This is a genomic window from Vulcanococcus limneticus LL (assembly GCF_002252705.1).
Lineage (GTDB): Bacteria > Cyanobacteriota > Cyanobacteriia > PCC-6307 > Cyanobiaceae > Vulcanococcus > Vulcanococcus limneticus.
In genome coordinates this window covers 127,709-140,497 of the sequence record NZ_NQLA01000004.1, presented here as the reverse complement: position 1 = coordinate 140,497, position 12,789 = coordinate 127,709, and the positions used below count along the sequence as shown (strand labels likewise).

Here is a 12,789-nt window from a genome sequence, read left to right as displayed (position 1 = left end):
GCTTGTCCCAGGATGGGTGCGTGCCACGGGCGAGCCTGAACCAAGCTGCCGATCTGCCGCCCCACGATGGCTGAGCCTGTTGCTGACCAAGCTGCCCAGTCAGGCCGTCGGGTGATGCCCTGCCCCGGTTGCAGCAGGTCGCTGTCTGTGGCTTTTTGCGTTGAGCCGGTGCTGGTGCAATGCCCCGTATGCCACCTGAATTTCCACGTGCGAAGCAGCGGCCTGGCAGAGGACGTTGACGTGTGGGTACAGCCATCGGGCCCCGCTCTGGCCAGCCACTACCAGGTGCTGGGAATTGATCCCCAGGCGGACCGAGAGTCGATTAAGGCGGCCTACCGCCAGGCGGCCCTGCGCTGGCATCCCGATAGGAATGGGAACAGTGAGGACGCGGTGGCGCGCTTCCACCAGGTCGCCCGCGCCTACGCGGTGCTCTCGGATCAGCGGCAGCGGGATTCCTATGACGCCAGCATCGCTGCCGGCAACGGCTCAAGCTGGCGGCGGGTGGCTGCAGTGCCGGATGGCAGCCGTCCCACCCAGCCCGAACGGGAGAACCGGGACCACCTGGTCTGTGATTTGGAGTTCCGGGAGTCGCAGGAGGTGGAGATCGGCGACAGCCTGACCCGGCGGCGCCAAAAGGAGTTTTATATCAAGGTTGCCATAGGATTGGTGGTTGGAGTTGCGGCTGGTGTCCTGATACCACGCAGTCTTCGCGTCGGCAATCTGCTGTTCTACGCCTTTTGCTTCTACGGCTTGCTTAGTGTCAGTCGGGCTGCTGTGGTGTTTGTGCGGGCACGTTCGCGGTCGCAGGAGGTGATGAGGATGGGCCGGTGGCGGCCCTGAGTGATCTTCAGTGGAGCTGGCGGTATGGGCGCTGTTGCAGCCGTACCGGCGCTGCCCATCTCAGGCGAGGCATCGCCTGTCAAGACAGCGCTGCTCTGGCCACCGCCCGCAGTGCCGATGGTCAGCCCGTGGCTGTGGTGGCCTTAGCTGATGGCCACGGCCATCGGCGCCATTTCTTTAGCGCGGAGGGCGGGCGACAGGCCTGTCGTGTGGCTCTGGAGGCCCTGACGGCCATTCTGCGGAGCACCAATCTCAATCGGCCAGCCCGCCCCATGGACTGGCAGGAGAGATTCACCGTCGAGGTGGCTGACCAGATCCATGCTGCCTGGGTTGCCGCCATCCGTCGCCACTGGCTGCAATGCATCCAGATGCGTGGGGTGCCATTCACGCCGCTGCCCTACGGCTGCACCTTGGGTTGTCTGGTGCTGACGCCCCAGTGGTGGGCGGTGACCGGCCTGGGCGATTGGGACCTGGTGCGTGTGGGGAGCGATGGCGTGGTTGAGCTACTGGGTGAGGAGATCTCCTTCGAGCCGGCATTGGAAACCACCGCCAGCTTGTGCCAGGACGATGCTGCGTCAGCCTTCGCGCCGCGCACCCGGGTTGAGCTGATCGATCGGGCGGGCGCGCCGTTCGCCCTGCTGCTCAGTACCGATGGAGTCCGAAAGTCATGCGGGGCTACGGCTGACTATCTGACCTGGTGTCGTGATCTTGTCGCAGATCTGGTGCTTCCTGGAGTGGGGGAGGGAGTTCCCTCCCTGGGTGAGCGGCTGGATCGCCTGAGTCGCTGGGGCACGGGGGATGACGTCAGCGTGGCGATCGCCATCCATGGCGACCTGGCCCTCCCGCGACCTATCGAGACGGAATGGAGCCCGCAGCGGTTGCCCCGCCGTCAGGCAGCCTGTGCCGGTGGTTCGGCCAGGGGTGTGCGTCGGTCTCTGGTAACGGGGCCATGGATGTTGCTCTGGCGTCGTCCGGCCCTGGTTCTGGCCATGATCGTGGCCCTGGCCCTCCCCAGCCTGGGCTTCGTCCTGATGACCTTGGGTGGTGGGTGCACCACCCCGTGGAGGTCTGGTCCGTGTGGCGCCTTCCGGCATTGAGCGTCTACTGGCTGTCGGCTGGGGCGAAGGACTTCCAGCCGACTTCTTCAATCGAGCCGAGGGGCCTGGGAGGTCCTTGGCCAGTGGTCACTGTCACGCGGTCAGGCCGGCCGGCTAGCACTTGCAGGCCATCCCGGAGGGGAAAGCGCTTCTGCCCCGTCAGCTCACCCACGTAGAGCACCCGCCCAGCGGGGGTGCGCACCTCCAGCCAGCTGGGTTGGTCGGCCTGTACCAGCAACTGCTGCCCTGGAGTCACCGATGACCGGCTGATGCCTGGGGAGAAGGCGCGGTGTTGGAGAAGAGCCTGCCAGCTCAGGCCCGCCGATAGGCCAACCACAGCGGCACCCAGCGGCAGGAGGGTGTTGGTGAGGGGCCGCCGACCCCTGGGTTTCTGGCACTGCTGGGATGCTGCGCTGCGAGCCGCCGTGAGTTCCTGCTCAAGCAGTTGGATGCGCTCGCCCCTGGCCTCGACTTCGTCTAGGGCGTGCAGCCGCTGCTCCTCGATCTGGCTGAGGTGCTTCTCCAAATCGATCTGGTGTGTGGCCACCTCCTGCAGCTGAATTTCCAGCCTCTGAAGGGTGGCCTCCAGTTGGCGGTGCTCCTGGCCATCGGCTTCGGCCTGCTCACGAAGTTGTCGGCGCACCGCGAAGAGGGCCTGCTCAAGATCCGGCGGAGGGGGCTCTGCGGGGGCTATGGACCCGGAGGCCGGCGGTTCAGATGTGCTCATGCCCCCAACCTCGGCAGGAGACCCGTATTAACACCCTGGTGAAGAGATGCGCCATGGGGAGGGGCGTGCCCCGAGAGCACCGCCTCTAAATCCTGGTCCAGCATGGTGTCGAGCAGCCGCAGGCGTGTGGTCGCATCAAAGCTGGCTGGCTGCCGCGACTCCAGGCGTACCAGTACAAACCAGTGATCTATCTGTAGGGGTTTGTGGAGCTCCCCGACCGATAGATGCCTGATTGCTGCTTGGATCTCTGGATGAAGACCGCCGATGGCGCGTGGACCGATCACCCCAAGGGTGAAACGTTCTTCCCCTGCTGAGAATTGGCGCGCCAGCTCGTTGAAGTGGGCGCTCTCATCCAGCAAGCGCAGATAGAGCTCTAGTGCAGTACCTTGCTTCTCCACCCGGATCATGCTGAACACCACCTGCTCTAGATTGTTAGCGTGCTCAAGAAAATAGCGTTCTACCCTTTCTCCATAGGTGAGCTCACGCCAGTGGTTGAGACGCAGCCGGTTCCAGCGCTTCTCCAGAATCGGCCGCAGCGCTGCGGGAAGAGTCCTTAGCCAGTCGCCCGTCAGCTCCTGGGGAGGCGGGCCGGGGAGCCCTTCCCAGAGCTCGTCGGTCATCTGGGGCCAATGATCCGGCTCCAGGTGCACGTCCTCCGCCAGGCGGGCCAGTAGACGCTCCTTAACCACCTGCCGCAGGGTCGGATGGCACTCCAATTGCCATGGCAGGCTCGGCCCCGACTGGGCGGGAGATGACCTGTGCTCAATCCAGCGCAACAGTTCGGCCTCCTCTTGGCCGAGCTGGCCTGCCCCAGCCGCAGGGTCCGCCTGGGGAACGGCGGTGATGCCCTGAAGGAAGGCTTCTGCAGCTAAATCTTGCTGTAGGTGTCCTTCGATGGATCGAAGAGCCTCGTTCAGCAGAATCTGTTGAGAGGCGTTGCGCTTGCGTTGATCATCCATTCTCTCTCGTACGGCCATCAGATCCCTTCTGATCTGGTCGATCAGATCAGCCGGTTGAACTTCGGGATCCATGGAAGTCATGTTGGATGAAGACATAAGACTGAATGGCATCGACCAGGGCCCTTGCGGTGATATCCGCGCCACCATTGTGGCCCAATCTACCTCCCCGTAACGGGCGCTAGGGAAACTCTGGGCAACAGTGGTCTGAGGAGCTGTTCAACCCAGAGCCCCCCCCCAGTAATGGAGCCTCTCTTCGCTGAGGGGGGACCCCATGCCCTTTCCAGGGACTTTAGCGTCGTCCGGAATAGATGCTGTAGTAGTTCTTGGCCATGCCGCACCATCTGATCTTCTGAAAGCAGAATTGCTGTTTTATTCTCCGTAAGAGGTGCTCTCACCTCGAGCAGATGATAGCCTTGGCGATCTTGGTCAGATCCTGAAGCCTCCCGTCAGGAATGTTAGTCAGGGCGCGGCATGAACCGACCCACATCGCCACCGGGAACTCAGTGGTCTCCCCGGCTATCTCCGGCCTGGTGGCCGGCATCGGCGTAGGCCACATCCTCACCGCCATGCAGTGGCCCGGCTGTCTGGATAGGATCATGTACGTCAGCGGTAGTGACCACCACGGACTGAATCAGGCCCGGAGCCTTTCGAAGCCTGTTTGGGCCTACCGCTTCGCGGGACTGCGCCTAGACAGAAAGACCACCGTTTGCCTTTCTTGATCTGGTGCATTGCTGGATCCCGCTTGCCCCCCTGCGCTTGCAAATCACTGTTGCTATAGCTGATGAGATCGATGGGATCAGTTTCCTGCTGACGATCCCAGCAGCCGAACGCTGAGTGAAGTGTGGCTTCCTGCTTGGTGTTAGCGGAAATGCTCGCAATCTAGTCCTTCATATGCCGATCCCCGGCTATTCGCGAAAAGCAGGTGTGTACTGGCAAGGTGCTGGTGTGTTCGGTCGACTCCATCTGTCGCAGGGGTTTAGCATTCGACATTTGATTAGATTGTCGTTGGTAAAATAGAGCCGCTCCGTAGTGTCAATCCGGCGTCCATGAAAAGGCGCTCATTGAGCTGGTGGGAGGCACGAAGTGAGCCATCACCGAAGCGGTGAAACTGTCGATCAATCCTGCAAGCGGGTGAACTTCGTGGCCTGGACGGATAGAGGCTGGGGGTCCGGCTGCAGTAGCGCTGTGGCGCGCTTCTGAAGCTGCTGTGCCTGCCAGAGTAGCCGGTGCTGGTAGTGGCTTAGCTTGATGTAGTGACTGAGTTCCTGTTCAAGGATATTGAGATGAAGTTGTAGTGATTCCTCTTCTCTATTGATCTCTGGTCTGTCCTCGGTGATGGGCTTCATTGCTTGCAGGGCTTGCAAGCCCAATCGCAGTGCCCCAAAGGTCAATTCGCGCTCCAGTCGTTGTGAGTAGGCTGTGTCAGCTGGACTCCCCCAGCGCTCGGCACGGTTCTCCAGGCCGTGATAGGCCTGCAGTGCCTCCGTTTCCTGGCTGAGGTATGCTCGGGTGGCGAACGCGGCGAGGGGGCTGGGATCCGGGGGCTGGGGTGGAGCCACTGGCCTCATGCCATTCTGGATCCAGCGACTCAGCTCCAGATCTCCTGCGGCGAGCACGCGCCAGATAGCCAACAGGGGAGAGCCCTCGGCGGAATGATTGATTAGGATTTTATATCCCGAAAGAATATCATCCTCGTTTAGAAGTGCGTGGGGGCTGTCATAGAGAAGCAGTCGATGTTTTGTGGATGCTTCGGCCTCGTCTGTCCATGGTTGAAGTCCTGCCCGTTCGAGTTTGTCTCTGCATTCTTTGCTGAGCTGGAATGGGCTGTCGAAAAAATGCATGGCTTGGCTCCGCTCCTGAGATGTCGTGGACCCAAGGATAGCCTCGATTGCTGACCATGACGGCGCGCTTGGATCCTAACTTGGCCCTGTAAGATGGGGATCTATGATCCCTTACAGTTGACGGCATAATTGTTGCATCCATTCGATGCGTTTTTTCAGGCAACGCTCTAATTCAAAGTGTGTATAGATACGGCGGCGAGCCTCTAGACGCAGGGGGTTGAACTTGCGAGGCTCCGCCAGTGCCTCAAGAAGTTGGGATGCCAGGGCTGCAGCATCTCCAAAGGGAACGAGAAGTCCATGGACACCTGAATCGATGACTTCTTCAATCGGCGTCGTGGCTGACGCTACGACTAGACAGCCACAGCCCATGGCCTCGAGTAGGCTCCAGCTCAGCACATAGGGTGCTGTAAGGTAGACATGTGCCGAGCTTAGCTGGAAGAGACGAAGTATGTCGTTATAGGCAAGAAAGCCGGTGAAATGGATGCGATCTTGGGGTGTGTCACTAGGCCATTGGGCCATGGCTTCTTCTTTCCAGGTTCGTCCCGTTGGTGGCGGAGGACCATAGCCACGGCCATGCTCCTGCCCAACGATTACTACCTGCACGTGACGGTTGTGCGCAAGAACTTCTGGCAGGGCTGCCATGAATTGCAGGAAACCCCGCAAGGGTTCAAGCTGTCGACTTACGAAGCTGATCACTGGATCACCGCTGTGGAGTGTGGTGCCATCAGGCAGATGGAGGCAAGCTTGAGGATTGGGTCTACAGCGCTGCAGGTCGATACCTTCGTGGATCACATGGATCTGTGGCTGCAGCCAAGACGGGTAGGTGCTGCGTTGAAATGCGGTTGCAGTGAGTCCCGCTACCATGCGTCGTGCCGCTAGAAGTTCGGCCCATTGGGCTAGAGGGCCGGCAGGCACCAGGCCTGCTGAGGTCAGACAAGGTGGCATTTCAATCCCCCCAAGATCCAGTTCCATCAGGGCAATCAGCGGTGTGCCTGCAAACACCTCGTCCAACAGCAGGAGTTCTCCCCAGAAGGGGTGGCCAACGATCAGGTCTGGCTGCCAGCCTTCGGTCTTCAGCCGCTGTAGTTGCCTGAGCACACGTCGTGCCTGGTTCAGCTGGCCCACGATGCGCGCTTCCGGTTGATCCAGGTGCATGGTCTGATCTGGTTCACCTCCCGCACACAGATAGCGACCAGATTGACCGGATAATCCCCAAGGTGTGGGGCGGGCCCCGATGCCGACGACATCATGCCCGCGTTGCACAAGGCCTGGGACGAGATGGAGGAATTGACCAGGATAGTTTTGGTGTATCAGTAGGATCCGCATCCGATACTGATTCAGCGAATGGTGCGAATGGCGTCAGTCGTATTGAGAATTCCACTGAAGAAAAGCTCCATAAGGCTACGCTTTTCAAGTTGTAGATTCACGGTAATTGCCATGCCTGCCTGGAGGGAGTATCGCTTGCCCGTAGAAGCAAGATATTGCCTCTCCAGCTGCAGTGTCACAGGGAAGCGGGGATACTTGTAGGTCTCGTCGGGAGGAAGTACATCAGTGCCCACTGTGCGCACCCTGGCGGGAATGGTGCCATACTTGCTACGATCGTAGGCGTCCACGGCAATTGTGGCTGCCTGATTTGGGCGCACGAAAGAAAGGTCCTGGTTGCGGATAAAAGCTTTTGCCTCCAGATTGTCTTGAGGAACGAGCTGAAGTAGTGGTTCGGTAGAACGGGCAACCATCCCCGGTTTTGCCTTGAGGTTTAGGATTGAACCGTTGGCGGGGGCACGCAAGGCAATCTGGCGGAGTCTTTCCTGATTTTGCACTAAACTTGATTGGTTCTCAGCCTGCAAGCCACTTAGTTCCGCCTGCTTCTGCATCGATTCAGCTCGAAGGCGTCCTGCCTGTTTTCTGCTTTCCTCCAGTTGAGATTGGAGCGAAGCCAGTTGCTTCTTTACTTCCAAAATCTGAACTTCTGAGTAGGCTCCCTGCTCGCGCAGGGGTATAAAGCGATCAAGTTGCCCCTGGGTGAGCGTCAGCTGCTGTTGCAGCCCACGCTCCCGCGCTTCCTGCTCCCCCAAGGCGCTCTGCAGTCGGCTCAGCTCGGCTTGGTGACCCTCCTGTAGAGAGGCTCCCTGTTGGATTAGCGCCTTCTGCTGCCCTTCAAGCACCCGGGTATCGAGAATCACCAAGGGCTGGCCTTTGTACACCATATCGCCCTCCTTCACCAGCACCAAAGTCACCACGCTCTGCTCGGGTGGCGCCACATCCTGAGTGCTGCGTAGCGGCTGCAACTGGCCTGGCAGGATCACCACTTGATCCACTTTCACGACGACTGCCGCTGTGAGGCCGATCACCACAAGGATCCCCATGGACCCGCCGATGATCAGGGGGAACCAAGGGGTCGGTCGACTTTCCAGCCGTACCCCCTGGCTTCCCCGCAGGTTCTGGGCGGCCTCACGTTCAGGGATGGCCCCGGATCTGCGTGGCAGGAACTTCATCGCTGGCTGCCCTCCCCGACCTGCTGGTTGTAGAGGGTTGCGTAGGCTCCGCGCTGGGCGAGGAGTTCGCTGTGGCTCCCATCTTCAATGATGCGCCCTTTGTCCATGAAGAGAATGCGATCCGCTTCCTGCAGGGTAGTGAGTCGATGGGTGATGAACAACACGGTGCTTCCGGCAAAGCGCCGTGCAAGGTTGCGGCACACTAGCTTCTCGGTCTCGGCATCCAGCGCGGAGGTGGCTTCGTCGAGGATCAGAAGAGATGGATCCTGCAGCACGGTGCGGGCAAGGCAGATCCTTTGGCGTTGGCCGCCACTGAGGCCGGCTCCACGTTCCCCAAGCTTGGTTGAATAACCATTCTCCAGCTCCAGGATGAAATCGTGTGCTGCTGCCACTCGGGCCGCTTCCATTACGGCCTCGATGTCAGCACGAGGATTGTTAAGCCGAATATTGTCCAGCACACTGCCTTCGAACAGCAGGCTGTCTTGTGGCAGGTAGCCAATGCGTCGTCTCAGGCTTGCTAATTGGACTTTTGCTATATCGAAGTCATCCAGAAAGATGCGCCCTTGCTTGGGCGTATAGAGGCGATCAATGAGTTGGACTAATGTGCTTTTACCACTGCCGCTAAGGCCTACGATTCCTACGAACTGGCCGGAGCTGATTGTGAGATCCAGTCTGTCGAGAATCAACCTCCCTTTCGTGCCGTAGCGAAAGCTTACGTCATCAAAACGGATGTCGCCACGAATCTGAGGTAGTGGCGGCGCCTGAAGATCTTCTCCTCCTACTTCGGGTAGAGCCAGCATCACGTCGGCGAGGCAGGCTAGTGAGAGGCGCATTTCCTGAAAGCCCTGCCAAAGATTCGAGAGCCTTAAAACGGGATTGACTACCTGTCCGGCAAGAATCTTGACTGCAAAGAGGCCGCCGAGTGTAAGCTTGTTTGAAAGAATAAGGCCAGCCCCTACAACGATGAGGGCAATATCGGAGACATTGCTCAATAATGTACCGCTCTCGCTGATCAGGCTGCTGAGCTGGGTTATTCGGAACCGGGCGGCTGTGTAGGTTCGGTAGCGCTCCAGCCATTGCCAGCGGGCCTCAACCTCAAAGTTCTGGCTCTTAACGGTGCGTATTCCCGAGGTGACTTCGTAGAGGAATGATCCCGCAGAGGCCGCATAGTGATTGCTTTGGCGAATAAGTCGAATCAGCAGTGGCGAGGCTAGTGTGTTAAGTAAGACCAGGATAGGCGCAACGACAACGACTACCAGTGTCAGGGTCGGGCTGATCCAGAGTAGAACAAGGAAAAAGACGACAGCGAAGACCACGTCAAGGCCGACGCCCAATAGTTGATCTACGACGAACTGACGCAGGTTGTAGAGCTGGTTGACGTTATAGAGAATGCCGCCCACTTGGCGGCGTTCGAAGTAGGGAATGGGTAGTCGGAGTAAGTGTTCCACGACCGATGATCCCAGTCGGCCATCCACGCGGTCGGACAGGTCGGCGCTGATCATGGCCCGGGCCCCCCGAAGCACGCCGCCCGCTAGGGCCGAGGCGATCAGGATGGCGCTGAGGGGCACAAGCAGCGACGGATTGTTCTGGGTGATCACTTGGTCGATCACCATCAGCACTCCGATCGGGAACACCGCGCTCAGAAGCTGGCTGAGGAAGGCGGTGAGCAGGGTGAGGGATAGCAGGCCCGGATAGGAGAGAAAAGCCGGCAGGAACCAGGCCAGGCCAAACCCCTCTTCCACTCGGCGCTCGGTGCGCCCTTCGCGAATCACCAGGATGTCGGTGCCCTGGGGCAGCTGGTCAGCCAGCTGTCGGAGGCTGAAACGGCGTAAGCCATGGCGCGGATCTCCCACCAGAACACCGCCGCCGCCACTGGCCACCAGCAGTAGAACGAAGGCCCCATCGAGATCCAGCAGGGCAGGGGGATCCAGCCGTGTCAGTTCGTGGGGCCGGGCCCGCAGGGGACGTGTGTCAAAGCCCAGGGCCTCCAACTGCAGCCCCACCTGGGGCAGATTCAGGCCGCCGAGGCGCTGTTCCACATCGAGCAGATTCTGGCGCACATGCTTTTCGGAGAAGGCCAGCCGGCGGCTGGTGGCCAGGAAGGCGATGCAGGCCAGGGCCTGATCGACCCGGCTGGAGGCCCCGCCCACAAAGGTCTGGTTTTCGAAGCTGTTCGCCTCCAGGCTGCTGCCGATGGCAGGGAATCCCAGGGCCGTGGGCTCCACCGGAGCCGAGCTGGCCAGCGACGTCGGTCGCTGCTCCGGCCGAAGGGTCAGCGCACTGGTGGTGTCGGCGGGCGAAGCATCAAGGGCGGCGGCCAGGGCCTCCTCCGGAACGGCCAGCACCCGCGTTGGCAGCCGGTTCACCGTCTGGCGCCAGTCGTCCTGCCCGGCGACGAGCAGCTCCCCTGGTGCCGGTCCCTTGGCCGGGCGGGGGCCGCTGAACAGCAGCAGGTGGTTTGCCACCGGCAACGCGTCCTGCGGGCCGAGCAGCTGGATCTGAGGCATGAGCGCCTGCAGCAGCTCCCTCGGATCGTCCACGCGCCGGCCCATCTCCTCAAGGGCTGGCAGCAGCAGCGCAGCGCACTCCTCGATCAGGGGTAGAGCAAGCCTGTGTTGCAGGTGGGAGTGCTCCTGTACAGCCGCCAGGGCATCCGCCAGGGGGATCATCACCATCACGGTGCGCAGGGAGGCGCTGACGGTCAGGTCGGATTCCCCTCGCACCACGCTGGACCAGCCCAGCCACTGGCCGGGCTCGATGCTGCCCACGCTGCGGGGGGGCAAGCCTGGCTTGGCGTACACCTGGCGCAGTCGTCCGCTCAGGACCAGTCCCACGCCGGGGGGCAGTTGGCCGGCCCGTTGCAAGGCTTTGCCCAGGGGGATCTCCACCAGCTCTGCCCGTCGGTTGAGGGCTGTCACCAGCTCCTCAGGGAGGTCGTGAAGGAGCGCAGAAGCAGCCAGATGGTCGCGGGTACTGCTCATGGGGAAATGTCCTCGCCGTGCTGCGTCAGCAGGCGGGATTCCAGGATCTGCAGTTGCTCCTGCAGCCATCGCTGGCAGAGATCCTGCAGAAGTTCGCGCCGCAAGGAGTCGTCCAGCTGGGCTTTCTGCAGGGATTCCACACGAATCAGATGTACCTGACCCTCAATGTCGAGTGGTGGCACGAGCATGCCTTCCGTATAGCGCTCTGCTGCACATGCCAGCAGGGGGTGAAGGTTCTTCAGTCGCACTGGACCCAGTAGGCCACGGTTCAACTGGTCGGCGCCTCGGGCATGCACCTCCACCATCTCCGTAAAGCCCAGCTCGCCCTCCAGCAACTGAAAATAGAGCTCCTGAGCCAGGTCGGGATCACTGAAGCGCACTAGGCTTAACACCACGGTATCGAATTCGCTGCGGCGTTGCAAGAAGATTCCCGGCACATCCTCCCCCCAGATCCGTTCAGTCACGGCTTCCAGGCGAGCGGGAAAGGTGGCCAGTGACTGCAACTCGTCGAGAGTCAATCCTTGGGCCAGACGCCAGCGTTCCAGTTCTGCCTCGCCAGAAATGCCCTGGCGCTGGACGAGATCACGGATGGCTGTATCGAGGTCGGGCAGGAGTTCCCCTTCTGGGGTCTCTAGGGCGAGCAGGGAGTTCAGCAACTGCCGCCTCAGATAGGCGCGGTGCAGGTCGTGGAGGGCGAGCTCCCTGGTCAGTTCCTTTGCCGGCAGTGGCAGCCTCTCGCCGATCCGTCGCAGGGGCTGCGGCAGCATTAGGTCGGTGCGGCGGGTGCGGCGGCGTCTTGAGGATCCCGCAGCAGCTTGCGATACACCAGCGCTGCGTTTTGGTAGTCCCCGCGGCGCTCCAGGAGAGCAGCCAGCTTCCTTAGCCCGGGCTCCGTGGGCTCATGGGTGCTTTGCCAGTCGAGCAGCTCGATGGCCATCAGATCATCGCCCATCTGTTCGAGGGTCTGCGCGGCCTCAAGCAGCAGTTCCGCCCGCAGATGGCCAGGCTTGATGCGATGCACCTGGTGCAGGAGCAAGGCCGCATCCATGGCCCGCCCCGCCTGCTGGTGGGCCAGGGCCAGGTTCGTGAGTGCCGGTACGGCTTCGATGCTGTCGTTGGACACCTGTGCCAGGGCCCGTTGCAGAAGCTTGGAGGCTGGCTCCGTGCGTCCATCCCGCAGCATCAGGCCCGCAAGGTTCACGAGGCATGCGTAGTGGTCGGGGGCCAGGGCGAGCGCTTCCTGGAAGCGCTGCTCGGCGGTGTTGGCATCGTTTCGCAGCAGGGCCGCGAGACCCTCCAGCTTGTGCAGCTCTGGATCACGCAGTCCTTGCTCCCGCAGTGCCCGTAGCTCGGCACTCACCGCGTCGACGCTGTCGCGGTTCAGGCGGTCACGCAGCCCGTTGAGACGCGCGCGCAACGGCTCCGACTCCGCGTTCCTGCTGCCGCCGGTCTGTGCCCGATCCGGATCGGCGGCCGCAGCAGGTTCCTCCGCGCCATAGGGGCCTTCGCATCCCGCTGAGCGGAGGAGGGCATAGGCCTGGCGGTAGAAAGCGGCTGCCAGCTCCGGGGATCCCCGCAGGAAGAGCTCCTCTCCATAGTTGAAATAGCGGCTGGCGAATGCGCTGAGGCGGTCGGGCGCATGGGCCGGCAGGGGTACCTCTCCAGAAGCGGCTGGCACCTGGGTCAGGAGATGGGCAGTGGAGAGGGGTGATTGGGGGCCACTGGCCTGCGCCGCTGGAACCCGCCGCCACAGCCGTGTCCACCGCTGCCAAAGGCGTGAGCGGCGGCTGGGAGCCCTGGGGGTCTCGGGGGCGGAATGGCTCGGTGTGGCCACGGACGATTGGTTTGG

10 protein-coding genes are annotated in these 12,789 nt (G+C 61.4%); 2 read left to right on the top strand and 8 right to left on the bottom strand.

The genetic code is table 11. The features are described from left to right. The first annotated feature begins 66 nt into the window (after positions 1-66). Together CJZ98_RS03880 and CJZ98_RS03875 are read left to right on the top strand one after the other, a co-directional pair. Positions 67-840: a J domain-containing protein gene (locus CJZ98_RS03880; RefSeq protein WP_094588531.1), complete on the top strand. Its 774-nt coding sequence runs from the start codon at positions 67-69 to the stop codon at positions 838-840. Continuing rightward, on the top strand, positions 828-1,937 hold the full coding sequence (locus CJZ98_RS03875; RefSeq protein WP_094588529.1) for a protein phosphatase 2C domain-containing protein: 1,110 nt from the start codon (positions 828-830) through the stop codon (positions 1,935-1,937). Before CJZ98_RS03880 ends, CJZ98_RS03875 begins: the two co-directional genes overlap by 13 nt. A 4-nt stretch (positions 1,938-1,941) precedes the next feature. Here CJZ98_RS03875 and CJZ98_RS03870 read toward each other — a convergent pair whose 3' ends face one another. The 8 genes from CJZ98_RS03870 to CJZ98_RS17945 form a co-directional block, all read right to left on the bottom strand. Continuing rightward, the gene (locus tag CJZ98_RS03870) at positions 1,942-2,664 is read right to left on the bottom strand and encodes a hypothetical protein (protein ID WP_157910860.1); all 723 of its coding nucleotides are present in this window, start codon (positions 2,662-2,664) and stop codon (positions 1,942-1,944) included. After that, positions 2,661-3,695 carry a peptidylprolyl isomerase gene (locus tag CJZ98_RS03865; RefSeq protein ID WP_157910859.1) on the bottom strand — a complete coding sequence of 345 codons (1,035 nt, stop codon included), beginning with the start codon at positions 3,693-3,695 and terminating at the stop codon, positions 2,661-2,663. The genes CJZ98_RS03870 and CJZ98_RS03865 overlap by 4 nt, the downstream gene beginning before the upstream one ends. 1,043 nt (positions 3,696-4,738) lie before the next feature. Beyond that, entirely contained in the window at positions 4,739-5,464 is a 726-nt protein-coding gene (locus tag CJZ98_RS03860; protein ID WP_157910858.1) for a hypothetical protein, read from the bottom strand. A 111-nt stretch (positions 5,465-5,575) separates the two neighbouring features. Beyond that, complete coding sequence (locus CJZ98_RS03855) at positions 5,576-6,619, bottom strand: glycosyltransferase (protein ID WP_198537466.1); 1,044 nt, start codon at positions 6,617-6,619, stop codon at positions 5,576-5,578. A gap of 182 nt (positions 6,620-6,801) precedes the next feature. Next, positions 6,802-7,959, bottom strand: a complete 1,158-nt coding sequence (locus CJZ98_RS03850) for an HlyD family secretion protein (protein WP_094588519.1) — start codon at positions 7,957-7,959, stop codon at positions 6,802-6,804. Further along, positions 7,956-10,940: an ABC transporter transmembrane domain-containing protein gene (locus CJZ98_RS03845; RefSeq protein ID WP_108723279.1), complete on the bottom strand. Its 2,985-nt coding sequence runs from the start codon at positions 10,938-10,940 to the stop codon at positions 7,956-7,958. Before CJZ98_RS03845 ends, CJZ98_RS03850 begins: the two co-directional genes overlap by 4 nt. Beyond that, the gene (locus CJZ98_RS17950; protein WP_108723278.1) at positions 10,937-11,707 is read right to left on the bottom strand and encodes a peptidylprolyl isomerase; all 771 of its coding nucleotides are present in this window, start codon (positions 11,705-11,707) and stop codon (positions 10,937-10,939) included. The genes CJZ98_RS03845 and CJZ98_RS17950 overlap by 4 nt, the downstream gene beginning before the upstream one ends. Next, complete coding sequence (locus tag CJZ98_RS17945) at positions 11,707-12,618, bottom strand: tetratricopeptide repeat protein (protein WP_094588515.1); 912 nt, start codon at positions 12,616-12,618, stop codon at positions 11,707-11,709. The genes CJZ98_RS17950 and CJZ98_RS17945 overlap by 1 nt, the downstream gene beginning before the upstream one ends. Between the last annotated feature and the right edge of the window lie 171 nt (positions 12,619-12,789).

What these genes read in the sequence shown, in the direction of transcription:
- CJZ98_RS03845 (WP_108723279.1), bottom strand. Translation starts at nt 10,940, where the DNA reads ATGAGCAGTACCCGCGACCATCTGGCTGCTTCTGCGCTCCTTCACGAC.
- CJZ98_RS03880 (WP_094588531.1), top strand. Translation starts at nt 67, where the DNA reads ATGGCTGAGCCTGTTGCTGACCAAGCTGCCCAGTCAGGCCGTCGGGTG.
- CJZ98_RS03855 (WP_198537466.1), bottom strand. Translation starts at nt 6,619, where the DNA reads ATGCACCTGGATCAACCGGAAGCGCGCATCGTGGGCCAGCTGAACCAG.
- CJZ98_RS03860 (WP_157910858.1), bottom strand. Translation starts at nt 5,464, where the DNA reads ATGCATTTTTTCGACAGCCCATTCCAGCTCAGCAAAGAATGCAGAGAC.
- CJZ98_RS03850 (WP_094588519.1), bottom strand. Translation starts at nt 7,959, where the DNA reads ATGAAGTTCCTGCCACGCAGATCCGGGGCCATCCCTGAACGTGAGGCC.
- CJZ98_RS17950 (WP_108723278.1), bottom strand. Translation starts at nt 11,707, where the DNA reads ATGCTGCCGCAGCCCCTGCGACGGATCGGCGAGAGGCTGCCACTGCCG.
- CJZ98_RS03865 (WP_157910859.1), bottom strand. Translation starts at nt 3,695, where the DNA reads ATGGATCCCGAAGTTCAACCGGCTGATCTGATCGACCAGATCAGAAGG.
- CJZ98_RS03870 (WP_157910860.1), bottom strand. Translation starts at nt 2,664, where the DNA reads ATGAGCACATCTGAACCGCCGGCCTCCGGGTCCATAGCCCCCGCAGAG.